The sequence below is a fragment of the Aliiroseovarius sp. ABM4_368 genome (assembly GCF_056161205.1).
In genome coordinates this window covers 465,031-489,513 of sequence record NZ_JBSWYR010000003.1, presented here as the reverse complement: position 1 = coordinate 489,513, position 24,483 = coordinate 465,031, and the positions used below count along the sequence as shown (strand labels likewise).

Genomic DNA, 24,483 nt, shown 5'->3' with positions numbered 1-24,483 from the left:
GCTTGGACGACAAAGACCAGAGCGATCTGGCGAAGCCGTGTCGCGGCAGCTATACATTTTCCATGGGCAAGACAGACATGCAGCAATTCAGTGGGTTCCTGACGGACCGGGGATCAAAATACGCGGTCTCGGGTGGGAAGGTCGGCAGCCGTGCGGATGTGAAGGCGTTTCTAAAGACTCTGACCCGCGACAAACGCTATGCCAAGGCGACGCACAACACTTGGGCTGCCATCTTGCCGGAAGAAGGCGGCGTAAAGGGCGATGACGGCGAGGCCGGTGCAGGCATGGTCATTCTGCGGATGCTGGAACGCGAGGGCGTTAAGGGACATATCATCGTGGTAACCCGCTGGTTCGGTGGCACCAAGCTGGGCGGCGATAGGTTTCGTCGGGTGCAGGACGCCGTGCAGCACTATTTGCAGAATGCAGAACTAGGGGGCGATGGGTGCTGAAGGCGCAGCTGCATCGATTCTGGATGACCTGTGTCTGGTCATAGACGGGATGGCGCGCCGCATGGCGGACAGAAGCGTCGCTGCGGCAGTGGACAATCCTCTGCGTGATCTCGTGCATTCTGGCATTGTGGCTGGATCTAAGTCGTGGGGAAACTGCGCTGCTTTTTGCGCTTAGCCTGCTGGTCGTCGCATCTGAACTGATCAACACAGCAATCGAACGCACGCTCGATCTGGTCACAAGCGAGGAGCACGAGCTTGCGCGCGAAGCGAAGGATGCGGGCAGCGCCTTCGTCGCCGTGACAGCAATTACAGCCGGAGTTGCGTGGGCCGCGATTTTGATCGGGTGATCAGGCTTGGCCGTTCCCGGCTTCTTCTTCCAGATGCAGTTTCATGTCGATCAACACATGTTGAAGCGCCAGCGTTTCACGCAGAAGGCGCTTGGCTTCGTTGATCGTAATGATCCCGTCCTCGATGGATTGCTGGTATTCCGCCATCAACATCGCAAAACGCTGCGACAGGGCAATCACGTCGCTGTTCACCCCACCCTCGGGCGAGTTCTTGCGCTCGGCATCATAGGAAATGGTAATCCCCTGAAGCTCGGACAAGGCGCTGGTGATGTGGGGATAGCGTGCGGCCTCTTCCAATGCGGCGACGGCGTCGATCGGCATAAAGCGATCTGCGTGCTCTTCACTGTCAGAATAATAGCGCCCCAAAGTGGCTTTGGATTTGCCCGTAGCAGCACAGGCAGCTTCCAAACCGACGTCTTTGACAAGCGCCTCGGTATGCTTTTTCAGGTAACTTCCAACACCGGCCATATTCAATTCCTTTTGTCTTCCCCTCGCTTGTGGGGAATTCCACACCTCTTTTCCCATTATTTTTCCGCTAAGGGAATGGCTTATTTCATAACTGTAGCGAGTTATCTTTTGCTGTTTGCGAGTGGAAGAATTTTTACAAGTGCCCGATGCCACATGCATCGGATTGAAAAGCCCCGCGATGGGAACGTTGCGGGATGCAGGTGGGACGCCTGCATGAGAAAGCAGGACGTGATTGGCTTACGAGTGTGACGGTCATATCCATCCCCGGGCGAAAGCCCACTGACCGCGTGTTGTGTGTGCGACTGCTTTCTCCTTTTCTATGCCTTTGGCTGCCATCCCCCAAGGTTCCTGAAACGAGTGGTTGAACCCGCCCCTGTGGGCGCGTAATTCAAGGGTATGGCAAAGCTCTATTTTCACTATTCGACCATGAATGCGGGGAAATCGACCCTGCTTTTGCAGGCCAGTTACAATTATCACGAACGCGGGATGAAGACATATCTGATCACCGCCCAGTTCGATAATCGCGCTGGCGACGCGCGGATTGGCAGTCGGATCGGGATCGGGGCGAAGGCAGATACGTTTGCCGAGGGCGAGGATCTTTATGACAAGATCGCGCGGCGGCAGGCCGATGGTCCCTGTGCCTGCGTTTTCATTGACGAAGCGCAGTTTCTAAGCCGAGATCAAGTCTGGCAACTGGCCCGGGCGGTGGATGATCTGGGGGTGCCAGTGATGTGCTACGGGCTGCGCGTCGATTTTCAGGGCAACCTGTTTCCGGGATCCGCGGCGCTGTTGGCGCTGGCCGATGAAATGCGCGAAGTGCGTACGATCTGCCATTGCGGCAAGAAGGCGACAATGGTGGTTCGGCAGGACGATCAGGGACGCGTGCTGACGGATGGCGATCAGGTGCAGATCGGCGGGAACGAGACCTATGTTTCCCTCTGCCGCCGTCATTGGCGGGAAGAAACCGGGAACTGAGAGACCCGATTGTGCGCCTTCGGCGCGCTTGATGACCTGTCGCGATGCGACAGGTGGTGAAGGCATTGATTGGCAAAAGTAAGATCAGACCGGAGTCGGCAGCGGTTGGCCGTTGGCGAACGCCTCGATGTTGTCCATCGCCAACATTCCCATATCTGTACGCACTTCCAGCGTCGCGGTGCCCAGATGGGGCAGCAGGGTCACATCCTCGCGGTCGGTGAGCGCTTTGGGCACTTTGGGTTCGAACTCGTAGACGTCCAGCCCTGCGCCCGCGATCTGACCTTGTTCGAGGGCGTCAATCAGGGCGGCTTCGCTGACGACTTCTCCGCGTGCGATGTTTATCAGAAGCGCATGGGACGGCATGGCATCAAATGTGTTCTTGTCGATCAGGTGGAGGGTCTCGCCCCCGCCCGGAACGGCGACGACAAGGATGTCCGCGGTGTTTGCAACGGTCTCGATGCTGGGCAATTGCTGCGCGGGCAGGTCAGGCGTTTTTGGAGAGCGGTTGTAGAACACGACATTCATGCCGAAACCGAAATGGCAACGTTTGGCGATGGCTTCGCCAATACGGCCCATGCCGATAATGCCGACGGTTTTGCCCGAGACATGCATCCCTAACAGCTGCGTTGGGTGCCAGCCCTCCCACGCGCCTTTGCGCAACATCCGTTGACCTTCCCCGGCCCGACGCGCGGTCATCAAGATCAGCGTCATGGCGGTGTCGGCAGTGGCATCAGTGACGGCGCCGGGCGTGTTTGTTACCTGAAGCCCATGCGCCTTGGCTGCCTCCACGTCGATGTGGTTGTAGCCTACGCCGAAATTCGCGAGCAGACGAGCGCGGATCGTGTCAGTACTTTCGAAGATGTCAGCAGAGTAGAGATCGCCCAGCGTCGGCAGGACGACGTCATAGTCGCGAAGGCTTGCCATCATCTCGTCCCGGCTCATCGGGGTCGTGATGTCGCGCACCGTGGTGTCGAAGGCACCTCGGGCGCGGGACAGAACCGCGTCGGGCAGAGGGCGGGAGACGAAGAGTTTCATCAGCACATCCGCGCGCCGTTGGGGACATCGTGATCGGGGCTTAGCAGTACCACACCGTCATCGGCGTCATGCAGGCCCAGAACCAAAACTTCGCTGCGCATCGGGCCGATCTGGCGGGGTGGAAAGTTCACGACAGCGATGACCGATTTGCCGATAAGCGTGTCGGGTGTGTAATGCGCAGTGATTTGGGCCGAGCTTTTCTTCTCGCCGATCTCATCCCCGAAATCGACCCATAGCTTGATGGCGGGCTTGCGGGCTTCTGGGAAGGGTTCGGCACGCACGATTGTACCTTTTCGGACGTCAACTTTCATGAAGTCGTCGAATGTGATCTCAGCCATTGGCAAGCTCCTTGGAACGGTCGGCGGCGGCTTTCACCGCGCGGGTCAGAAGGTTGGGAAAACCGGTGGCTTCGTCCATCAGGACGGACAAAGCGGCGGCAGTGGTACCACCGGGGCTGGTGACATTGACGCGCAGCTGGGCGGGGTCGTCGTCAGCTTCTTCCGCAAGCGCACCTGCGCCGCCCACGGTGGCCTTAGCCAATTGCATGGCAAGGTCTTCGGACAGGCCTTGTTTGACGCCGGCGGCGGCCAACGCCTCGACCAAGTGGAACACATAGGCGGGGCCGGACCCTGACACGGCAGTAACGGCATCCATCTGGTGTTCGCCGTCCAGCCGGACCACTTGCCCAACAGCTGATAAAAGTGATTGAGCAAGATCCAGATCAGCGGCAGATGCTTGATCATTGCCGCAAATCGCCGTGATCCCGCGCCCGATGGCTGCGGGCGTGTTGGGCATGGCGCGGATGATCGGGGTCTGGTTGCCCAGCATGGTTTCATAGGTCGAAATAGGCGTGCCGGCAGCGACCGACAGGAATAGCGTTGTGCCGTTTCCAAGCGCTTTCAGCGACGGTAGTGCATCTGCCATCATCTGCGGCTTCACCGCGATCAGCACGATGGCGGGATTGTCGGGCAGGGTCGTGTTCAGGTTCAACCCGTCCAGAGATTGCAGCCAATCCGAAGGGTAGGGATCATTCACCCAGACCGAGCTGGCGGGCAGCCCATCCGACAGCCAGCCTTCCAGCATGGCCGATCCCATCTTGCCGCAACCCAACAGCACCAGCCCGCGCGATTTTACCTGATCCATCATCATGTTGCCCTGTCTCGTTTCCAGCTTGGGTGCGAGATTAGAGCGCAACGCGGGCGGCGCAAGCCGAAACCGCGCCCGAGGGCGCGGCCGGGGAGGTAAGCAATAAAGTTATGCGCGGCCGTAAGCCTCGGCGATGGCGACCTGAAGGGCGTCGTCAACGCTGCGATCCGTCCATGCGACCAGCTGGAAGGCTGGATAGAAGCGCTCGGATGCGGACACGGCCGAAGCGATCAGCCGGTCGATCTGTTCGGGGCCCGCAAACTGTCCGCCGGTCAAAGGCAGACCGTAACGCCAGACCATCAGGCGCTGCTCTTCCCAATAGGTGAACGCGCCGGTCCAGCACTGGTCGTTGATCCGGTTCAACGCATCGTAGATGCGCGGCAAGCTGTCCTCGGGCGGCTCCATTTCGAAGGTGCAGATCAGGCGCAGAGTTTCGTCATAGGGCGACCACGCCAAGGTGATCGAATAGGTGCGCCACTGTCCCTCGACAGCCATGGCAATTTGATCTTCCGCGACGCGGTCGAACTCCCACGCGTGATGTTCCGCGATGGTTTCGACGATGTCGATCGGGTGAAGATCTTCGCTTTCGATATACTGCTCGGTTGCGGCCATGTTATGCCCCCTTGGTTTCAGCATTTGTGACGGGGTCGTGGCAGTGACCGCAAGTGGCCACAAATGCTTGATGCCTGTACAAGGTTCGGCGTTCTTTGCGCCTTACCTTACTAGATATGGTGTCACCCGCATTCCTCGCTGTAAAGTGAAACTTTGCCTGTTAAGCGAGTTGTCCACAGAAAACTTTTGTTTCTCCACAGGTTAGCGGATTGTGGGCGGGGCGGCGGTTTCAGGCCACATTGGGGGCATCTGCTTGACCTTGCCGCCCATTAGCCGCAGTTTGGCGCAAATCTTTTCCCGTCAGGAGCCTGAGTTGCCCAAGCGAACAGCCCCGTTTTCCCGTTTCGAATGGCAGATCGCGTGGCGGTATCTGCGCGCGCGCCGTGCCGAGGGTGGCGTCAGCACCATGACATGGATCAGCCTGATCGGTATCACGCTGGCCGTAGCGGCCTTGATCATCACGCTTGCTGTGCGCACCGGGTTCCGCGACGAATTTGTCGACACCATTCTGGGCGCCAATGCCCATGTCGAGGTCTATGCCCAAAGCCGGATCACCGCGAACGGGGATTTGGACCGGACGATCACGAATTACGAGGACTGGGCGGACCGCATTATGACCGTTCCGGGCGTGGTCCGTGCTGCGCCTTTGGTCAAAGGGCAGGTCATGGCGAACCGGGGGCAGCATAATGCCGGGGTCGAAGTCTTCGGGATCGCCTATGAAGACATCCTGACCATCCCACGCATCGCCAGCCCTGAAAGCTCGGCCGGGGATCTGGCGGATTTCGAGCGCGGCGTGGCCATTGGGTCTGGCGTGGCGGCCGAGTTGAACGTCGGGATCGGTGACAAGATCAAGATCATCTCGCCCAATGGGGTGAAGACCGCTTTCGGCACCAGCCCGCGGGTGAATGCTTATGACGTGACCTATATCTTCACCGCAGGCCGTTGGGACATCGACCGCACCCGCGTCTATCTGCCCATCGCCGAGGCGCAGAGCTTCTTTAACCGCGAAGGGTTGGCAGATGAGATCGAGGTGATGGTGGACGACCCGGAAGGTATCGACAAACTGCTGATGCCCATCATGGAAGCCGTCGAAGACCCCAGCGGCGTCTGGACGTGGCGCGACCGGTCCGGAGCCTTCCTGCGCGCCTTAGATATGGAAGACAACGTCATGTTCATCATCCTGTCCGTGCTGGTGCTGATTGCGTCGATGAATATCACATCCGGCCTAATCATGCTGGTAAAGAACAAGGGGCGTGACATTGGTATTCTGCGCACAATGGGTCTGAGCGAGGGATCCATCCTGCGGGTCTTCTTTCTATGCGGTTCGCTGACGGGGATCGTCGGGACGATTGCCGGGGTAATCCTTGGCTGTCTGTTTGCGCTGAACATCGACAGCGTATTCGCGCTGGTGAACTACATCTCTGGCGGCGGAGTTTGGGACCCGTCGATCCGCGGCATCTATCACTTGCCTGCAAAGCTGGAGCTCGCGGATGTCGCATCGGCGGTGGCTCTGTCGCTGACTTTGTCCTTCGTTGTGACCCTATTCCCAGCGCGCAAGGCCGCGCGGATGAACCCGGTGGAGGCGCTGCGCTATGAGTGACACGGTTCTAACCCTGTCGGGCATCACCAAGACCTATAACGAAGGCACGCCGGGCGAAATCCGCGTGCTTCGCGGGGCGGACCTGACGATTGCCAAGGGCGAGGTTGTGGCGCTGGTAGCGCCTTCGGGCTCGGGCAAATCGACGCTTTTGCACATTGCGGGGCTGTTGGATGCGGCTGATGCGGGCGAGGTCTCGATCAACGGGCAGAAGATGGGCGCGCAGTCCGACCGTCGCCGGACGGCCACCCGCCGAAACGAGGTTGGGTTTGTCTATCAGTTCCACCACTTGCTGCCGGAATTCACCGCTCTGGAAAACATCGTGCTGCCGCAACTGGCGAATGGCGTCGGCGAACGCGCCGCGCGCGATCACGCGATGGAGCTGATGGCCCGTGTGGGCGTCGACACCCGTGCCACCCACCGCCCCGCCGAGCTGTCGGGCGGCGAGCAACAGCGCGTTGCCTTTTGTCGGGCGCTGGCCAACCGCCCTGCGCTTTTGCTGGCGGATGAACCCACCGGGAACCTGGACCCGGACACCTCGGACACGGTGTTCGCCGCATTGATGGAGCTTGTGCGAGACACGGGCCTGTCGGCGCTGATCGCCACGCATAACCTTGAACTGGCCGCCCGCATGGATCGGACCTTGCGCTTGGAAGGTGGCGAGATCCTCTGACCGCTCGCGATCCCTGACAATCGCGTGAGACCCGATTGCTTGGACGCGCGGGATCGGCATTCTGGCAGGCGTAATCATGACCTTCCGGAGTTCCCATGCGTATCTTGCCCCCGATCCTTGCCCTGACCCTGTCAGCCTCGATGGCCGTGGCGGGCCCGGTGAACTTCAATTCGTGGCGCACACATCTGTTCGCCATCTTTTCGAAAGTGACGTTTTCTGCATCCGGCGGAACGATGGGGGTTAAGGCGGATGGGGCGGTGTCGATCACATATGACCGGCTGCCCCCTGCGGATTGGGATGTGCGTAAGGCCAGTTGGCGTTGGTCGGTGGACAGCTCGGTCCCCGCAACGGATCTGCGCCAGAAGGGCGGGGATGACCGCAACCTTGCGCTCTATTTCGCCTTCTTGCCCAAAGCCGAGGCCGAACGCCTGCAAGGATCAAACAGCCTGCGCAAGCTTTTGAACCATCCAGACGGTCGTGTGCTGGTCTATGTTTGGGGCGGCGATCACAAACGCGGTGCCGTGCTGGGCTCGCCCTATCTGGGTGCACGAGGCAAGACCATCGTGTTGCGCCCGTCCGGCACCGGGGCGCATTCCGAAAGCGTCGATCTGGCCGCAGATTATCGTCGCGCGTTTGGGGCAGACCCCGACGCGCTGGTTGCTTTGGCTCTGTCTGCGGACAGTGATGATACGAAAGTGGTCATGCAGGGCAAAATCAGCAATTTCAGTTTAAAGTGACCTAGGGTTGCATGCGCGCACAGTCGTGATAGAATCACGTTAAAGCAAGCCCTTAGAAAGGCACACAGGTTTCACAATGCTTCGCGCAGCCCCCTTATTCCTGATCCTTCTGGCCGCCTGTCAGCCAGAAGACGTCTTCAACACTCAGGCCGAGCCCGAGGCCGAAGATGTCTCGGACCTGTCCGGGGCCGAAATCTATGCCGAGAACTGCGCCGCCTGCCACGGCGATGACGCCAAGGGCGGCGTCTATCCCAGCGCACCGGGCCTGACCAAACTGACCGCCAAACACGGCGGCACCTTCCCGACCCGCTATGTCATGTCGACCATCGACGGCTATGCCAAAGGCACTCAACGCGGCCCCATGCCCGAGTTCGGCGCGCTTCTGGAAAGCGAGATGGAGGTCTGGGTGGACGAAAAAGGTGTGATGACCCCGACGCCCGCTGCGCTGGTAAGGCTGGCGGAGTATTTGGAGTCTGTGCAGGACTGATCTGCGCGGCTTCGCCCCAACACGCACCCTTTCTTAGGTCATGTGAAACAGAGGGCCGCGCCCGACCCTGGGTGGGCGTCGTAGGCATCTCAGTTTCTTAAGCCCTCACCACACCCGCAGCGTTTCGTTCGGCGATCCGTCGCAATACGCCCTCCCGGGGGGAGGGTCGGGCGTGGCCCGTGCGGTGCACGGGCTATGAACAAGTTTCGGCGATAACATGTTTACATCGTGCCGACATACCGCCTGATCTGTAGTGAGGTTATTGAGGCATCCTCATCGTGGAGGATCATATTAAATCGAATCTCACCTAGGCGCGCTGTCGCAGCTATGACGCTAATGGTTTGCCGCCCATCTTCCGTAGCAAAGCAATCGTGGTGACTGATGTAGTTGATCCTGTCACCATCGCGTAGATCTTGGAGAAACGGTTCTTTCCACGGATTAATCTCACTGCGTACTCCAGAGAGAAGCGTTTCCCATTCAGTTTTGATTACTGGCGTATTGAGCAGTCTCTTGCTGAGTTCCAATGCGCCTTTGCAGCGTGGGTCCTGAGAATTCAGAGAGCCACTGGCTGGCTGCGGTCCACAGTTTGCTAGAAGAAAAGGTGCGATAGTGGCAAACAAAAGTGCTTTGAAGTTCACCGACGAGGCAGCCTCAAACATCCAACTCCTCCACGAACTTCGCGTTCTCCTGAATATATTGGAAACGAAGTTCGGGTTTTTTGCCCATCAACTGCTCGACCAGAGACGCGGTTTCGCCGGGTTCGTCCTCGTCAATCGTCACGCGGATCAGAGTGCGCGAGGCCGGGTCCATCGTGGTTTCTTTCAGGTCTTTTGCGTCCATCTCGCCCAGACCTTTAAAGCGGCTGACGTCGATTTTGCCTTTGCCGCCCAGACCTTTCTCCAGCCATTCGTCCCGTTCGGCCTCGTCCACGCAATAGACGCGTTTGGCCCCCTGGGTCAGGCGGAACAGCGGCGGGCAGGCCAGATACAGGTGGCCTGTGTCGATCATGGGCCGCATTTGAGTGAAGAAGAATGTCATCAGAAGCGACGCAATATGCGCCCCGTCCACATCCGCGTCGGTCATGATGATGATCTTGTCATAGCGCAGATCGTCGACATTGAACTTGGTGCCCAGTCCGACACCAAGGGCTTGGGTCAGGTCGCTGATCTCGGCGTTGGTACCCAGCTTGGATGACGCCGCGCCCAGCACGTTCAGGATCTTACCACGCAGGGGCAGAAGGGCCTGTGTTTTGCGGTTGCGCGCCATCTTGGCGGACCCACCAGCCGAGTCGCCCTCGACAATGAACAGCTCGGTGCCTTCGCGGTTGGTGGCGGAACAATCCACCAGTTTGCCGGGCAGGCGCAGTTTCTTGGTCGCCGTCTTGCGCGCGGTCTCTTTTTCCTGACGGCGGCGCATGCGTTCCTCGGCCCGCAGGACAAGGAAATCAAGGATCGCGCCCGCGGATTTCGTGTCTGCCGCCAGCCAGTTGTCAAAGTGGTCACGCACCGATTGCTCGACCATCTTGTTGGCGGATTCGGTCGACAAGCGGTCCTTGGTCTGGCCCACGAAGGCCGGATCCGAGATGAAGCAGGACACCAGCGCGCAGCCGCCCGTCAGCAGGTCGTCGCGGGTGATGTTGGCGGCCTTCTTGTTGCCCACAAGCTCGCCGTAAGCCTTGATGCCCTTAAGGATCGCGGCCCAGAACCCGGTGACATGGGTGCCGCCCTCGGGCGTCGGCACGGTGTTACAATAGGACTGGATGTAGCCATCGCGCGAGGGCGTCCAGTTGATCGCCCATTCGACATAGCCCGGCTCGCCAAAACGTTCTTGGAAGGTGACTTTTCCGGCGAAGGGTTGCTCGGCATAGATGGACGCACTGCCCAGCGTTTCCTTTAGGTAATCGGCCAGTCCGCCGGGGAAATGGAACGTGGCCTCGGTCGGGGTTTCACCGTCTTCGATGGCGGATTTCCAGCGGATTTCAACGCCCGAGAACAGATAGGCTTTCGAGCGGACCATGGTGAACAGCCGCTTGGGCTTAAAGCGGTGCTTGCCGAAGATCTCTTCATCAGCGTGGAACGTGACTTCGGTTCCACGCCGGTTGGGGGCCGCGCCGATTTTCTCGAGCTTTCCTTGCGGCCGCCCGCGCGAGAACTCCAGCGAAAACAGCTCTTTGTTTTTCGCAACTTTCACCAGCAGGCGATCAGACAGCGCATTCACAACGGTCGAGCCAACCCCGTGCAAACCGCCTGATGTTTGGTAAGCCTTGCCCGAGAACTTCCCGCCCGCATGAAGTTCGGTAAAGATCACCTCGAGCGCGGATTTGTCTGGGAATTTGGGGTGCGGGTCGATTGGAATACCGCGCCCGTTGTCAACAACCGTCAACGAGTAATCGGCGTTCAGCGTAACCTCGATCCGGTTGGCAAAACCTGCCACCGCTTCGTCCATCGAGTTGTCGATGATCTCGGCCGCCATATGATGCAGCGCGCGTTCGTCTGTGCCGCCGATATACATCCCGGGGCGCTTGCGCACTGCTTCCATGCCGTCGAGATGCTCGATCGACGAGGCGTCATAATCGTCGTGGCCCTGTGCGGGGGTATGCTCGGCCAGAAGGTCGTTGCTCATGTATTCGGTCGCCTTGAACGCTGCTCGTTTGTTTTGTTGGAGCATTATGTCAGAGCCGCAGGCAAGGGGAAAGAGCACGCTTTCCATTCAGGTGGATTTGGCTAGGGTGAGGGCGTTGATGGAAGGAGCGAACCATGACCAAACCTGCATTGGACCCCGGTGATTGGGAAGATCTGCGCAAGGATCTGCATCATCTGTTGGATCGCTGCGTGGATCAGATGCGCGATGCGGGCGCGCATCCGTGGCAGGCGCCTCCTGTCGATCTGGCAGATCGATATGCCATCGGGGCTGGGGGCGATGTGGTGGCGCGTGTGATGGATCAGGTGCTGCCCTATCACGGCGGCAACACGCATCCCAAGTTCTGGGGCTGGGTGCAGGGCAGTGGGATGGCCTCGGACTTTGTGGCAGGGATTGCGGCGGCTGCAATGAACACCAATGGCGGCGGACGACATCACGGGATCAATGAAATGGAACGCGCGGTCATTGATTGGACCCGCCGCAAGATGGGCTTTGGCGAAGGCGCAAGTGGCGTGTTGGTCGCGGGCACGTCACAAGCCACGGTCATCGCATTTCAGGCCGCACGGGTACGGGCCTGCCCGGATGCGCGGGCAAACGGGGCTGCGGACCTGACTGTCTATGCCGCCGAAGGTGTGCACAACGCGACGCGAAAAGCGGTCGAGCTGTTGGGGCTTGGGCATAACCAGCTGCGCTTGGTTTCAGCGACGAATGGCGCGATGGATCTGGACGCATTGAAGCAAGCGATTGATCTTGACCGCGCACATGGTCTGACCCCTTTGGCTATCGTGGGCACCGCCGGGTCTGTCGATCTGGGCGGGTATGATGATCTGAACAGACTGGCGGATTTGGCCGCCTCCGAAGATATTTGGTTGCACGTGGACGGAGCTTTTGGTGCTTGGGCTCGATTGGCGGACGACCCGTGGCGCAGCCTGACCGATGGGATTGAACGTGCCGACAGCATCGCCTTGGATTTTCACAAATGGATGTATGTGGGTTACGACTGCGGTCTTGCCCTGATCGCGGATGAAACCGCTCACCGCGCCGCATTCGCCGCCCGCCCGTCATATTTGAAAGGCAGCGCTGAAGGGCTGGCGGGCGGAGAGCCGTGGTTTTGCGACTATGGCATCGACCTGTCGCGCGGCAACCGTGCGCTGAAGGTTTGGTGTGCACTGGAAATGTTCGGGGAGGATGCGTTCGCCGCCGCGATCACGCGCAACTGTCAGCAAGCATTGGACATGTCGGAACTTGCGCAAAAGCAGGGCATGGCCCTTTGCGCCCCTGTGGTGTCCAACATTTGCGTGTTCACCGCCGCCCCAGACCTGCCCGCCGACCAGCAATCCGCGTTGAACGCGCAAATTGCAACGCATCTGCAACTTCACAACGCCACCGTGTTTTCGACCACAGATGTGGGTGGTGTAACGTGCCTGCGCGCGGCGATCACCAATCACCGCACCCGCGATCATCACATCGCCGAGGCGATTGAGGACGTCGCCAAAACGGCTCAGGAATTGCGAGCAGCGCTGGCGTGATCCGCCCTAGGCACCTTGCCGCATCATGCGCCAATGAACGCCGAATTGCGGGAAGAACAGAAGCAGGAAGCCTCCGCTTGTGACGCCAAGGATCAACACGCCCAGCCACAGCCCGCAAGCCAGAAGGCCCACGCCACCAGCGATGCGGGTCGCAAGAATGGGGTTCAAAAAGCGTGCAAGGATCAGACGAAACAACCGCCCGCCATCCAAGGGCATCATTGGGAAAAGGTTGAAGATCGCCAGGAAGATGTTGATCTGTGCCACCAGATACAAAACATAGCTGACCTCGCCCGAAGGCACGACATTCATCAACAGCGACGATATTGCCCACAGCGCTAGGTTCACGATGGGGCCCATGGCGGTCACGAACTCGTCCTCGCGCCGGGTCATGGATCGCGCGGGCAGGCAATAGCCGCCGCCCCCATGGATCACGACCTCACGGATTGGAATGCCTTGTACTTTGCAGGCCCAGGCGTGGCCGATCTCGTGCAGATAGATGGACCCGATCAGGATCGCGGGCCAAGCCAGAGACCCCAAAAGGTTTGAGCTGCTAAAGCCCAAAAACAGGATAAGCCCCAAAAGAAACAGGACGGATTGGCGAAACTGGACAATGATGCCAAATGGGCCGCGATGTTCGAAAAGTGTCTGGTCAGATGACATGACGTGCTCGGTAATTAAGGATCTGGTGTGAAAATTTGCAGTTTGCTGGCGAAAGGTCCAGCGTATTCAGTGCTCAAACGGATCCGTTGGATAGCCGACGCCGGCCAGATACAACCCCTCGGGCGGGCAGACCGGGCCACAGGCCGCGCGGTCACGTGCCTCAAGCGCTTGCGTGACATCTTCCGGGGCCCATGATCCGGCCCCAACCCGCTCCAAAGTCCCCACGAAACTGCGCACCTGATTGTGCAAAAACGACCGGGCGCGCACATGGAAACGGTACTCGATTTCACTTTCGCGGCGGTGCTCTTCCACGCGCAGTGCGTCCAATGTCCGTACCGGGCTGTCCGCCTGACAGATCGAGGATCGGAAGGTGGTGAAGTCATGCCGCCCAATCAGCCGATCCGCTCCTGCCTGCATCGCGACCGCATCCAACGGGTGCTTCACATGCCAAGCCAACCCCCGGTCGTGGGTCAGCGGCGCACGCCGCGCGATCAGACGAAACAAGTACCGCCGCTCGACCGCAGAAAACCGCGCATGAAAGTCGTCATCCACCGCCGCGCAATCTACTATCGCCACGCGCTGTTCTTTCAGGTGAAAATTCAACGCCTCAGACAGACGAAACGGATCCCAATCCTTTACCAAATCGCAATGCGCCACCTGCGCCAACCCGTGCACCCCCGCATCGGTGCGCCCTGCTGCCGCAATCGTATGCTCACCCGGTTCCAGCTTCGCCAAAGCAGACTCGATCGCGCCCTGAACGGACGGGTGTTCTTTCTGGCGCTGCCATCCAGCAAAGCCAGCTCCGTGGTAATCTACTTTCAACGCGTATCTGGGCATGACCCCGCATAACTTGCCGCGCGCGCGCAGACAAGTTCCCGCAACCCGCATTTTCTTGGTTTAAATATCCTGGGGTGAGGCCGCAGGCCGAGGGGCAACGCCCCTTCCCACGGGGAGTAGACGCATGAACCTCCCCTCTGGTGAAACGCCGCCGGTGAACCTATCTTTAAGGCGAGCAGTGAAGGAGACCGCCGTGGGCCTTGGTGACATCGCAGATAGCATCACCCGCCAGATCGAATCGATCGGCGACGCTACAAGCGAGGCGTTGTTTGAACCGGTGATCCGGTTGGGCGTGACGGGCCTGTCACGGGCGGGCAAGACTGTGTTTATCACATCCCTTGTCGCCAACCTGATGGATCGCGCACGGATGCCGGGTTTGGTCGCGGCCTCGGAAGGACGCATTCAAAGCGCGTTTTTGCAGCCTCAGCCTGACGACACGGTGCCGCGTTTCGACTATGAAACACACTTGTCCGCCATGACGGGCCCCGCGCCACATTGGCCCGACAGCACCCGCGCCATTTCCGAGCTGCGCCTTTCTTTCCGAGTCCAGCCATCGGGCCTGTTGGGGGGGCTTCGGTCCGCGCGGACCGTACATCTAGACATCGTGGATTACCCCGGCGAGTGGCTTTTGGATTTGGCGCTGATGGATCTCAGCTATTCCGACTGGGCCGCACAGGTTTTGGAACGTGTCGAGACTCGCAAGCAAGCGCAGGATTTTCTTAAGAAAGCCCGCGCCGTGGACCCGACCGAGAAGCTGGACGAGGTGCAGGCCAAGGATTTGGCGACCTCGTTCGCTGACTATCTGAAAGCCGCGCGCGAGGACGGCTACAGCGATTGCACCCCCGGGCGGTTCTTACTGCCCGGCGATCTTGAAGGCAGCCCGGCCCTGACCTTTGCGCCATTACCAAAACCAGATACAACCCCCCGCCGCAGCCTGTGGCGCGAGATGGAACGTCGGTTTGAAGCCTATAAATCCCGCGTGGTGAAACCTTTCTTTCGCGACCACTTCTCGCGCATTGACCGGCAGGTCGTGCTGGTGGATGTAATGGGCGCGATCCATTCCGGTCCAGCTGCGTTGGAGGACCTGCGTCGCGCCATGGCCGAGATCCTGACCGCGTTCCGCCCTGGTACAAACGGGTTTCTGTCCACACTTTTTCTGGGGCGTCGGATCGAACGGATCCTGTTTGCGGCCACTAAGGCGGATCACCTGCATCACAGCCAGCACCCCCGCCTAACCGCCATCACCGAGGCGTTGTTGCGCGACGCACGCGACCGCGCTGACTTTGCGGGTGCCAAGACGGCTGCGATGTCGCTTTCTGCGTTGCGCACCACCACCGAAGAGCGTTTGGACCATGATGGCCAAAGCCTCGATTGCGTGCGCGGGCAGCTTTTGGACAGCGGCAAGGCTGCGGCGTTTTATCCCGGAGCACTTCCCGAAGATCCCGCTCAGCTTCTGAAACCTGCACGCAGCGGCGATACGAAGTGGCTCGACGCTGATTACCAGATCATGCGCTTTGCCCCGGCAGCGATTTCGTTGAAACCCGGTGAAGGCCCGCCTCATATCCGATTGGACAAGGTGGCCGAGTTCCTACTGGGGGATCGATTGTGAACGTTGTGCCAGCCAATCGGGCGGATGTACCCGGCATCGCCAATATTTTGACGGCGTGGAATGCCTCGACGCGCTGGATGCCACGCGTCCATTCGCGCGCCAGCGAAAAGGGGTTTGCGCAGATGCTGGTCGACAATGGCTGGACAACGGTCGCGCGCAAGGAAGACCGTATTCTTGGTTTTCTGTCGCGCGACAAGCGCAAGGTTCATGCGCTTTACGTGTCGCACTACGCGCGGGGGCAGGGTGTGGGTAAGGCGCTTCTGGATCACGCAAAAACGGCCAGCGACAGCCTGTCGCTGTATACGTTCCAGAACAATACTGGCGCACAACGGTTTTACCTGCGCGAAGGTTTCGCCGAGATCTTTCGCACAGATGGCGCGGGCAATGATGAAGGCCTGCCCGACATTTGCTATGAATGGAGACGCGCGTGACAGGCGACCGCAAACAAGGCCCCGTTTTGATCGAGCTTGAGGACGCGCCGGCGACCTCGCCCGCCGAAGTCCCGCCCGTGCCTGATGTGACCGGCCCGGATCCGACTGGCGCGGCAATGCAGGGTGTAATCGCAATGGCCGGGCGCAGACCGTCACGCTTGGTGCGCTGGTTTTGGTCCCTTCTTCTGTCGATCCTTGGTTTCGTGTTGTCCGTTGCGGCGTATGACTTTGTTACCGGCTTGATCACGCGCAATCCCTATTTAGGCTATACTGCGCTGGGCCTGACCGGAGCCTTCCTTTTGGTGCTTGTGATCATCGCCCTGCGCGAATGGATCGCCTTTGCGCGGATGCGCCGCGTTGATGCTCTGCACCATGCCGCCGAGCAAGCCCGTACCCATGACGATCTAAACGAAGCGCGCGACGTCATGGCCCGTTTGAAGCGGCTTTATCAGGGGCGCGACGACATGCGCTGGGCGATGGAACGGTTCCGTGAACGCGAGGCCGAGGTTTTTGACACCGACACCCTGTTCACCTTGGCCGAAGCCGAGCTGATGGCCCCGCTGGACCAAGCCGCGTTGAAAGAGGTGGAAGCCGCTGCTCGTCAGGTCGCCACTGTCACCGCCATCGTGCCACTGGCCCTTGCAGACGTGGCCACCGCCCTGACCGCGAACATCCGTATGATCCGCTGTGTGGCCGAGATTTATGGCGGACGCTCTGGCACATTGGGCAGTTGGCGTCTGACGCGCGCGGTGATGACCCATCTGGTTGCGACCGGGGCTGTTGCGGTCGGGGATGACATGCTGGGATCACTGGCAGGGGGCGGGATGCTGTCCAAACTCTCGCGCCGCTTTGGCGAAGGTGTGGTGAATGGTGCACTCACCGCCCGCGTCGGCGTTGCCGCGTTGGAAGTCTGCCGCCCGTTGCCCTTTAGTGACGGAAAGCGGCCCGGCGTTACGGGGATCGTAAAGCGCGCGCTGGCGGGGTTGTTTGGGTCAAAGACCTGATCGGTGCCGTCATGGTGCCGCAGACCAGTGATGTTAGCAGTTTCGACATTGGTGGGATTTGCGACAGTGGAAACAGCGCGCGGTCCCGTAAGAACGGCAGAAGGCGGCTGTTGGATTGGTACATGGGCGTGAACGCCCAGCTCATCATCTGATAGATCGCCACATGCAACCGCCGTGCTTTCGCATAGGCGGCAGGGCCGATGTCTGGCCCAAATTCAACCAGCGCCCGCGCCAATGCGGCCGCATCCAGAAGCGCCATGTTTGCCCCTTGTCCCAACTGGGGGCTGGCACGGTGGGCGGCGTCTCCGATAAAGGCGATGCCTTCTTGATACGGACGGCGTAGCGTTCCATGGCTATAGCGCGCCATTGTGAATTGGTCCGGGTCATTGATCTGGGCGATGAAAGGCTCGATTTCGGGCCAAAGCACCAGCGCCTCAGAACGCCATGCGTCCAGCCTGGCGTTGCGCCATGTCTCGTAACTGTCCGCCGGAAGCGACCAGAAGAATGCGGCCGAGGGTTTGTGCTCGTTCGGCATGACGCCTGTCTGCATGACGCCGATCATTTTATGTGCACCATCATAGCGCTGACTAAGTTTCGACGTGTCGAGTTCTACTCCATCCACCCAGTCCAACTTCGCCCAAAGCGCTCCAAATGGCAGATGTTTGCTGTTCAAACGCGAAAGCTTCGAGCGCGCTCCGCTGGCATCCACCAAAAGGTCAAATGGGTCCGAGCGGGTTTCGTCGCTGAACGTGAACCGTTTGTCGGCATAGCCCGCAATTGCACAAGAGGTATGGATGGGAATGGCCCGCTGTTGGGCGCCACGATAAAGCGCGTCAAAAATACTGGCGCGCTGGATGGATAGGCCAAAGCTGGCTCCGGTCTGCTTTGGGTCATAGGAAACGTCCAGAACGCGGCGGCCGCTACGAACCTGTTTGCCCAGCATTCGCGTGATTTTGTTGCCGTGTGAAAGCACATCTTCAAGACAACCCATCTGTGCCAAGATGTCTTGTCCTACGGGCTGGATCACCAAGCCGGATCCAAGGGGTTTGGGGGCGTCAAACCGTTCGAAGATCTCGGGGTGAAGGCCTGCATCACGTAGCAAAATTGCCAGACTAAGACCTCCGATCCCGGCACCTGCAATCCCAATGCGCATTTCTAAAACCCAGTCACCTGAAATATCGTTAGAGTTTCGTAGGGCGCGTGGGTGCGCCTGTCAAATCTGGTCGTATAGCGCGCGTTCTCAAAAACTTACCCCAAACTCGGCACAGAACTCGCAGGCCGCACCATATCCTCGACCCCCATACGCAGGCCGCGTCCGATCCGGTGCACCAGAGCGATCCAAGCGCGGGCTGTGTCGGCGGGCAGGGTGTCTGTCGCGATTTCCTCGAACAGGGCAATCCACGGGTCGAAATGTTCGGGCCGAACGTTTCCTGCTTGCATATGGGCGCGCATTGGGTTGCCCTCGTAACCCGGTTCGCGCAGGATCGCGCCGCGCCAAAAGCGGGTGATGGTGGCAATATGCACATCCCACTCGGCGTCGCTTGTGCCTACATGTCCGTTGAAGATTGGCCCCAGCTGCGGATGCACCCGGATACGCGCGTAAAACCGTGCCAAAACCCTGTCGATCTGGGCCGGTGTGATGTCGAAAAGTTGCAGCGGATTGGGGGCGTGGGACATGGGAACCTCTTACCAATGGACGCTAGCGGCTCGCCCGCTTCGCGCCAAGTGCAAACCCATGGACAAATCAACGCAGCCCACCGGCCCTTCATGGCTTTACGCCACGCCCTCGCAGGCCTATAACGCGCCCATGATGCACGTCAAAGCGATCATTATTCGAATTATATGCCCGGCGCTCTAAGACCAACGAGCCGCCGGGACAAGGCGCATGGACGACCCGCGCCGCCCATCTTCGACATTGACGACTTATCCTGAAAAGGACCGGACACATGTGTGCCGACACACCCGAATACAAAGATACGCTGACCCTTCCAGTAACCGATTTCCCGATGCGCGCTGGCCTGCCCAAGCGCGAGCCTGAATGGCTGGCCCGGTGGGAAAAAATCGGCGTCTATGACCGCCTGCGTGAAACCGCTGGCGACCGCGAACCGTTCATCCTGCACGACGGCCCTCCTTACGCCAACGGCCACCTGCATATCGGCCACGCGCTGAACAAGACCATCAAGGACATGATCGTGCGCTCGCACCAGATGATGGGCCATGACGCGCGTTACGTACCCGGCTGGGACTGCCACGGTCTGCCGATCGAATGGAAGATCGAGGAACAGTACCGCAAGAAGGGCAAGAACAAGGACGACGTGGACGTTGTCGACTTCCGTCAGGAATGCCGCAAGTTCGCCGAGGGCTGGGTGGATATCCAGCGCGACGAGTTCAAGCGTCTGGGCATCACCGGTAAATGGGAAAACCCCTATCTAACGATGGACTTCCACGCCGAACGCGTGATCGCCGAGGAGTTTATGAAGTTCTTGATGAACGGCACGCTCTATCAGGGCTCGAAACCCGTGATGTGGTCGCCGGTCGAAAAGACCGCGCTGGCCGAGGCCGAGATCGAGTATCACGACCACAAATCGCACACGATCTGGGTGCCGTTTAGCTTCGCCAACGCCGAAGGTGATCTGGCCGAGGCGCGCGTCGTGATCTGGACCACAACGCCTTGGACGATCCCGTCGAACAAGGCCGTCGCGTATAACGACAAGATTGCCTATGGCCTTTACCGTGTTGACGCGACCGAGGAAGAAAGCTGGACTAAACCCGGTGACCTGTATGTTTTCGCCGATGCACTGGCCGAGGACGCGCTGGGCAAATCCCGCGTGACCGACTTCACCCGCGTGCGCGACGTAGCAGCAGATGAGCTGGCTGGTCTGATCTGTAAGCACCCGTTTAACGGTGCCGACGGTGCGGACGGCTTCTGGGATTACGACGTTCCGATGATCGACGGCGATCACGTGACTGACGATGCAGGTACAGGTTTCGTGCACACCGCGCCCAGCCACGGTGCTGACGACTATGAAGCCTTTGTCGCCCGCAACTGGATTGACCGCATGACCCACAACGTGGGCGAGGAAAGCGAATTCCTGCCGCACGTGCCGTTCTTCGCGGGCCTTCAGGTCTTTGACCGCAAGGGCAAGGAAGGCAAAGCCAACAACGCCGTGATCGCCAAACTGGTCGAGGCTGGCGGCATCATCGCGCGTGGCCGCGTGACGCACAGCTATCCACATTCTTGGCGCTCGAAGGCGCCGATCGTGTTCCGCAACACGCCGCAGTGGTTTGCATCCGTCGATAAAGAGGTTGGCGACGGGCAGGATGAGATGGGCAAGACCATCCGCGAACGTGCCCTGAACTCGATTGACCAACTGGTGAAGTGGTGGCCGCAGACCGGTCGCAACCGCTTGTACTCGATGATCGAGGCGCGTCCAGATTGGGTGCTGTCGCGTCAGCGTGCTTGGGGCGTTCCGCTGACCTGCTTTACCAAGAAAGGTCTTCTGCCAACCGACGAAGGTTTCCTTCTGCGTGACCCTGCCGTGAACGCCCGCATTGCCGAGGCATTCGAGGCAGAAGGCGCTGATGCGTGGTACGCCGACGGCGCGAAAGAACGCTTCCTTGGCGGTGATCACAATGCCGACGAATGGGAGCAGGTCTTCGACGTGCTCGACGTGTGGTTCGACTCGGGGTCGACCCACTCATTCGTTCTGCGTGACCGTGAAGACGGGACGCCGGATGGCATCGCGGATGTCTATATGGAAGGCACCGACCAGCACCGCGGGTGGTTCCACTCGTCGCTGCTGCAAGCTTGTGGCACCAAGGGTCGCGCGCCCTATAAGAACGTTGTGACCCACGGCTTCACGCTGGACGAAAAGGGCATGAAGATGTCCAAATCCTTGGGCAATACCATCGTGCCCGAGCAGGTTGTGAAACAGTACGGCGCCGACATTCTGCGTCTGTGGGTGGCCCAGACGGACTACACGGTAGATCAGCGGATCGGGCCGGAGATCCTGAAAGGTGTGGCCGACAGCTATCGCCGTTTGCGCAACACAATGCGCTTCATGCTGGGCAACCTGCATGGGTTTGACGAGGCCGAGCGTGTGGACGTGGCTGACATGCCCGAGCTGGAGCGCTGGGTGCTGCACCGTCTGGCTGAGCTGGATCACGTGGTGCGTGAAGGTTACAGAACCTTTGACTTCCAAGGTGTGTTCTCGGCCGTGTTCAACTTCGCAACCGTGGACTTGTCGAGCTTCTATTTCGACATCCGTAAGGACGCGCTCTATTGCGATGGCAAGGACAGCCTGAACCGTCGTGCCGCGCGCACCGTTCTGGACATCCTGTTCCATCGCCTGACCACGTGGCTGGCACCGGTTCTGGTTTTCACCATGGAAGATGTGTGGCTTGAGCGTTTCCCGGGCGACGACAGCTCGGTCCACTTGGTGGACTTCCCCGACACGCCCGCCGATTGGCTGGACGAACCCCTGGCCGCGAAATGGGCGGGTATCCGTCAGGTGCGCCGCGTGGTCACCGCCGCATTGGAAATCCAGCGTCGCGACAAGGTGATCGGAGCATCGCTTGAGGCTGCGCCGGTGGTGCATGTGCGTGACGAGGACGTTCTGGGATCGCTGAAATCGGTGAACTTTGCGGATGTATCGATTACTTCGCAGATCGTGCTGACGGGTGATCCGCTCCCGGCCGAGGCTTTCCGCGTGCCGGAAGTCGAAGGCGTCGGCGTGGTTTTCGAAAAGGCCTCGGGCGAGAAATGCCAGCGCTGCTGGAAGATTTTGCCAGATGTGGGCAGCCACGCACATGCGGGTGTTTGTGGACGCTGTGATGAGGCGCTGAGCTAAGGACGTTCGGCGGCTCACGTCGTGAGCCTGAGGGGCGCTGCCCCTCGGCCTGCGGCCCTACCCCGAGGTATTTTTGCAAGAGGAAGAGGGGCGCTTTGGTGCCACTTTTGTCATGAACCGGATTGCAGGTCGCGTGGGGCGGGGGCAAACTGGGGACATGAATATTGCTGTTGTCGATAGCCCGGTGGGGAAATTGGGTGTCGTGGAAGAGGGCGGCAAAATCACGCGCCTTCGGTGGGGTGTGGATCCGGTTGGTGATGTGACCTCAGTGCTGATCGAAGCGCAGGCGCAGTTGCGAGCCTATTTCGACGGAACACTGACCACATTCGATCTTCCCACCCATGTGGACGGCAGCGATTTTCAACGCGCCGTTTGTAGCGCCATGTCCGCGATCCCCTTTGGCGAGACCATGACCTATGGCGAGATTGCAAAGCTGACGGGGAACTCGGCTCAGGCTGTTGGGAATGCCTGCGGTGCGAACCCAATTCCCATCATTATCCCGTGTCATCGGGTGATGGGAGCCGGAAACAAACTGGTCGGGTTTTCCGGCGCGGGCGGGGTTGAGACGAAAGTTCACCTGTTGCGTCTTGAAGGGGCCGCTGGATTGCTTATCTGACAAGTTCGGTCCAAAAGGAACGCCCGGGCGACGGGCGCATTGGCCAGACAAGGGGACAGCAATGGCGACAATTCTAGACGTCAAAGGCGTGACCAAGACCTATGAGGGTGGTCACCAAGCGCTGAAAGGCGTGGACCTTCAGATTGACGAGGGCGAAATTCTGGCCCTGCTTGGTCCGAATGGCGCGGGTAAAACCACTTTGATTTCAATCATCTGCGGGATTGCAACGGCGACGTCAGGTGTCATCACTGTAGCTGGGTTTGATCACGCGCGCGACTATCGCGCGGCCCGCAACTTGATTGGGCTTGTCCCTCAAGAAATCAATCTGGAACCGTTCGAGACCGTGATGAACTCGGTCCGGTTTTCGCGCGGGCTGTTTGGCAAACCGCGTGATGATGCGCGGATCGAAGAAATCCTGAAGCTGCTTAGTCTGCATGACAAAAAAGACAACCGGATCATGACGCTTTCGGGTGGGATGAAGCGGCGTGTCCTGATTGCCAAAGCGCTGTGCCACGACCCTAAAATCCTGTTTCTAGACGAACCTACAGCGGGTGTGGATGTCGAGCTGCGCAAGGATATGTGGGAAATCGTCGGTCAGCTGAAAGAGGCTGGCGTCACGGTGATCTTGACCACGCACTATATCGAGGAAGCCGAGGCGATGGCGGATCGGATCGGTGTGATCTCGAACGGGGAAATCCTGTTGGCCGAGGAAAAAGACGCATTGATTAAACGGCTTGGGCAAAAGGAGTTGTTGATCGAGTTGGACGCACCGATTGATGCGGTACCTCAGGCGCTTTCGCATTACCCGCTGACCGTCTCGGACCAGGGTGGGTTGATCTATACCTATGACGCCCAAGCAGGCAGCACCGGGATCACCGGGCTGTTGGCGGATCTGCGCGAGGCGGGGCTCCATCTGGCGGATCTGTCGACGCGCCAAAGCTCTTTGGAAGATATCTTTGTTGACCTCGTGAAGGAGGATGCAGCATGAACTGGAATGCAGTTGCAGCGATATATCGCTTTGAAATGGCACGCACTTTCCGTACGTTGGTGCAGTCGGTTATCTCGCCTGTTCTTTCGACCTCGCTTTACTTCATTGTGTTCGGAGCGGCCATTGGGTCGCGCATTGATCAAGTCGAGGGCGTCAGCTATGGCGCGTTCATTGTACCGGGTTTGATCATGCTTACGGTGCTAACGCAGAGCACGTCGAATGCATCATTCGGGATCTATTTCCCGAAGTTTATTGGCACAGTGTATGAGCTGCTCTCGGCCCCGATCTCGTTCTTTGAGATCGTGATTGGCTATGTTGGCGCGGCGGCCACGAAGGCGTTTATGATCGGGATTATCATCCTTATCACGGCGCATTTCTTTGTGGATTTGACCATCGCGCACCCGGTCTGGATGCTGCTGTTCCTTGTCCTTACCTGCATCAGTTTCGCGCTTCTGGGTTTCATCATTGGCATCTGGGCCGGTAATTTCGAGCAGTTGCAACTGGTGCCCATGTTGGTGATCACGCCGCTCGTCTTTCTTGGGGGATCGTTCTATTCGATCTCGATGCTGCCGCCAGTGTGGCAGACGATCACGTTGTTCAACCCGGTGGTTTACCTGATCTCGGGCTTCCGTTGGGCCTTCTTCGGACAGGCGGATGTGGCGTTGGGATGGTCCTTTGCGGCAATCATATTGTTCATGTCGGCTTGCCTGTTCATCATCGGATGGATGTTTCGAACGGGGTATAAATTGCGCGATTGACGCGCAGACATGACACAGGTGGGAAAAAGCGTGAG

Annotated in this window: 25 protein-coding genes and 1 pseudogene; 15 read left to right on the top strand and 11 right to left on the bottom strand. The window is 59.4% G+C overall.

Annotated elements, in window-relative coordinates; translation table 11 throughout:
- Positions 1–77: 77 nt before the first annotated feature.
- Both ACXAH3_RS11750 and ACXAH3_RS11745 read left to right on the top strand, forming a co-directional pair.
- Complete coding sequence (locus tag ACXAH3_RS11750) at positions 78–449, top strand: YigZ family protein (protein ID WP_474862329.1); 372 nt, start codon at positions 78–80, stop codon at positions 447–449.
- A 59-nt stretch (positions 450–508) separates the two neighbouring features.
- Positions 509–796: pseudogene (locus tag ACXAH3_RS11745) on the top strand (diacylglycerol kinase); the annotation flags it as partial.
- Here ACXAH3_RS11745 and ACXAH3_RS11740 read toward each other — a convergent pair.
- Positions 797–1,264 (bottom strand): hypothetical protein, encoded by a 468-nt coding sequence (locus tag ACXAH3_RS11740; protein WP_474862267.1) that lies wholly within the window; start codon positions 1,262–1,264, stop codon positions 797–799.
- A 396-nt stretch (positions 1,265–1,660) separates the two neighbouring features.
- Between ACXAH3_RS11740 and ACXAH3_RS11735 the strand changes: the two genes are divergently transcribed.
- Positions 1,661–2,239 (top strand): thymidine kinase, encoded by a 579-nt coding sequence (locus ACXAH3_RS11735; RefSeq protein ID WP_474862266.1) that lies wholly within the window; start codon positions 1,661–1,663, stop codon positions 2,237–2,239.
- Positions 2,240–2,323: 84 nt separating this feature from the next.
- On the opposite strand, the gene ACXAH3_RS11730 is transcribed toward ACXAH3_RS11735, so the two are convergent.
- The 4 genes from ACXAH3_RS11730 to ACXAH3_RS11715 all read right to left on the bottom strand — a co-directional run bounded on the left by ACXAH3_RS11730 (position 2,324) and on the right by ACXAH3_RS11715 (position 5,032).
- A complete protein-coding gene (locus ACXAH3_RS11730; protein ID WP_474862265.1) occupies positions 2,324–3,274 on the bottom strand; it encodes a 2-hydroxyacid dehydrogenase in 951 nt (316 codons plus the stop codon).
- Entirely contained in the window at positions 3,274–3,612 is a 339-nt protein-coding gene (locus ACXAH3_RS11725; RefSeq protein ID WP_474862264.1) for a tRNA-binding protein, read from the bottom strand. The genes ACXAH3_RS11730 and ACXAH3_RS11725 overlap by 1 nt, the downstream gene beginning before the upstream one ends.
- The gene (gene proC, locus ACXAH3_RS11720) at positions 3,605–4,423 is read right to left on the bottom strand and encodes a pyrroline-5-carboxylate reductase (RefSeq protein ID WP_474862263.1); all 819 of its coding nucleotides are present in this window, start codon (positions 4,421–4,423) and stop codon (positions 3,605–3,607) included. The genes ACXAH3_RS11725 and proC overlap by 8 nt, the downstream gene beginning before the upstream one ends.
- Positions 4,424–4,528: 105 nt before the next feature.
- Positions 4,529–5,032: a type III secretion system chaperone family protein gene (locus ACXAH3_RS11715; protein WP_474862262.1), complete on the bottom strand. Its 504-nt coding sequence runs from the start codon at positions 5,030–5,032 to the stop codon at positions 4,529–4,531.
- A 313-nt stretch (positions 5,033–5,345) separates the two neighbouring features.
- On the opposite strand from ACXAH3_RS11715, the gene ACXAH3_RS11710 reads away from it, so the two are divergent.
- The 4 genes from ACXAH3_RS11710 (at position 5,346) to ACXAH3_RS11695 (ending at position 8,526) form a co-directional block, all read left to right on the top strand.
- Entirely contained in the window at positions 5,346–6,632 is a 1,287-nt protein-coding gene (locus ACXAH3_RS11710) for a lipoprotein-releasing ABC transporter permease subunit (RefSeq protein ID WP_474862261.1), read from the top strand.
- Positions 6,625–7,302, top strand: coding sequence for an ABC transporter ATP-binding protein (locus tag ACXAH3_RS11705; protein WP_474862260.1), 678 nt, complete (start codon positions 6,625–6,627; stop codon positions 7,300–7,302). The genes ACXAH3_RS11710 and ACXAH3_RS11705 overlap by 8 nt, the downstream gene beginning before the upstream one ends.
- A 95-nt stretch (positions 7,303–7,397) precedes the next feature.
- Complete coding sequence (locus tag ACXAH3_RS11700) at positions 7,398–8,039, top strand: DUF3047 domain-containing protein (protein WP_474862259.1); 642 nt, start codon at positions 7,398–7,400, stop codon at positions 8,037–8,039.
- A 76-nt stretch (positions 8,040–8,115) separates the two neighbouring features.
- Positions 8,116–8,526, top strand: coding sequence for a c-type cytochrome (locus ACXAH3_RS11695; protein ID WP_474862258.1), 411 nt, complete (start codon positions 8,116–8,118; stop codon positions 8,524–8,526).
- A gap of 221 nt (positions 8,527–8,747) precedes the next feature.
- Here ACXAH3_RS11695 and ACXAH3_RS11690 read toward each other — a convergent pair whose 3' ends face one another.
- Positions 8,748–9,185, bottom strand: coding sequence for a hypothetical protein (locus ACXAH3_RS11690; protein WP_474862257.1), 438 nt, complete (start codon positions 9,183–9,185; stop codon positions 8,748–8,750).
- Entirely contained in the window at positions 9,178–11,148 is a 1,971-nt protein-coding gene (gene parE / locus ACXAH3_RS11685; RefSeq protein ID WP_474862256.1) for a DNA topoisomerase IV subunit B, read from the bottom strand. Before parE ends, ACXAH3_RS11690 begins: the two co-directional genes overlap by 8 nt.
- 134 nt (positions 11,149–11,282) lie before the next feature.
- On the opposite strand from parE, the gene ACXAH3_RS11680 reads away from it, so the two are divergent.
- Complete coding sequence (locus tag ACXAH3_RS11680) at positions 11,283–12,695, top strand: pyridoxal phosphate-dependent decarboxylase family protein (protein WP_474862255.1); 1,413 nt, start codon at positions 11,283–11,285, stop codon at positions 12,693–12,695.
- A gap of 6 nt (positions 12,696–12,701) precedes the next feature.
- Here the strand turns inward: ACXAH3_RS11680 and ACXAH3_RS11675 are convergent, their stop codons facing one another.
- Together ACXAH3_RS11675 and truA are read right to left on the bottom strand one after the other, a co-directional pair.
- Positions 12,702–13,355: a site-2 protease family protein gene (locus ACXAH3_RS11675; protein WP_474862254.1), complete on the bottom strand. Its 654-nt coding sequence runs from the start codon at positions 13,353–13,355 to the stop codon at positions 12,702–12,704.
- Positions 13,356–13,421: 66 nt separating this feature from the next.
- On the bottom strand, positions 13,422–14,192 hold the full coding sequence (gene truA, locus ACXAH3_RS11670; RefSeq protein WP_474862253.1) for a tRNA pseudouridine(38-40) synthase TruA: 771 nt from the start codon (positions 14,190–14,192) through the stop codon (positions 13,422–13,424).
- Between the two features lie 193 nt (positions 14,193–14,385).
- On the opposite strand from truA, the gene ACXAH3_RS11665 reads away from it, so the two are divergent.
- Genes ACXAH3_RS11665 through ACXAH3_RS11655 form a run of 3 tightly spaced genes read left to right on the top strand, consistent with a single transcriptional unit; the run spans position 14,386 to position 17,236 of the window.
- Positions 14,386–15,801 carry a YcjX family GTP-binding protein gene (locus ACXAH3_RS11665; RefSeq protein ID WP_474862252.1) on the top strand — a complete coding sequence of 472 codons (1,416 nt, stop codon included), beginning with the start codon at positions 14,386–14,388 and terminating at the stop codon, positions 15,799–15,801.
- Positions 15,798–16,232: an N-acetyltransferase family protein gene (locus ACXAH3_RS11660; protein WP_474862251.1), complete on the top strand. Its 435-nt coding sequence runs from the start codon at positions 15,798–15,800 to the stop codon at positions 16,230–16,232. The genes ACXAH3_RS11665 and ACXAH3_RS11660 overlap by 4 nt, the downstream gene beginning before the upstream one ends.
- A complete protein-coding gene (locus ACXAH3_RS11655) occupies positions 16,217–17,236 on the top strand; it encodes a YcjF family protein (protein WP_474862250.1) in 1,020 nt (339 codons plus the stop codon). The genes ACXAH3_RS11660 and ACXAH3_RS11655 overlap by 16 nt, the downstream gene beginning before the upstream one ends.
- Here ACXAH3_RS11655 and ACXAH3_RS11650 read toward each other — a convergent pair.
- Both ACXAH3_RS11650 and ACXAH3_RS11645 read right to left on the bottom strand, forming a co-directional pair.
- A complete protein-coding gene (locus ACXAH3_RS11650; protein WP_474862249.1) occupies positions 17,184–18,389 on the bottom strand; it encodes an FAD-dependent oxidoreductase in 1,206 nt (401 codons plus the stop codon). The genes ACXAH3_RS11655 and ACXAH3_RS11650 overlap by 53 nt on opposite strands.
- 95 nt (positions 18,390–18,484) lie before the next feature.
- Complete coding sequence (locus ACXAH3_RS11645; RefSeq protein ID WP_474862248.1) at positions 18,485–18,913, bottom strand: group III truncated hemoglobin; 429 nt, start codon at positions 18,911–18,913, stop codon at positions 18,485–18,487.
- A 269-nt stretch (positions 18,914–19,182) separates the two neighbouring features.
- Here ACXAH3_RS11645 and ileS point away from each other — a divergent pair, with 269 nt between their 5' ends.
- The 4 genes from ileS (at position 19,183) to ACXAH3_RS11625 (ending at position 24,448) form a co-directional block, all read left to right on the top strand.
- On the top strand, positions 19,183–22,086 hold the full coding sequence (gene ileS, locus ACXAH3_RS11640) for an isoleucine--tRNA ligase (RefSeq protein ID WP_474862247.1): 2,904 nt from the start codon (positions 19,183–19,185) through the stop codon (positions 22,084–22,086).
- A 157-nt stretch (positions 22,087–22,243) separates the two neighbouring features.
- Positions 22,244–22,702 carry a methylated-DNA--[protein]-cysteine S-methyltransferase gene (locus ACXAH3_RS11635; protein ID WP_474862246.1) on the top strand — a complete coding sequence of 153 codons (459 nt, stop codon included), beginning with the start codon at positions 22,244–22,246 and terminating at the stop codon, positions 22,700–22,702.
- A 61-nt stretch (positions 22,703–22,763) separates the two neighbouring features.
- A complete protein-coding gene (locus ACXAH3_RS11630) occupies positions 22,764–23,690 on the top strand; it encodes an ABC transporter ATP-binding protein (protein WP_474862245.1) in 927 nt (308 codons plus the stop codon).
- On the top strand, positions 23,687–24,448 hold the full coding sequence (locus tag ACXAH3_RS11625; RefSeq protein ID WP_474862244.1) for an ABC transporter permease: 762 nt from the start codon (positions 23,687–23,689) through the stop codon (positions 24,446–24,448). Before ACXAH3_RS11630 ends, ACXAH3_RS11625 begins: the two co-directional genes overlap by 4 nt.
- Positions 24,449–24,483 lie beyond the last annotated feature (35 nt).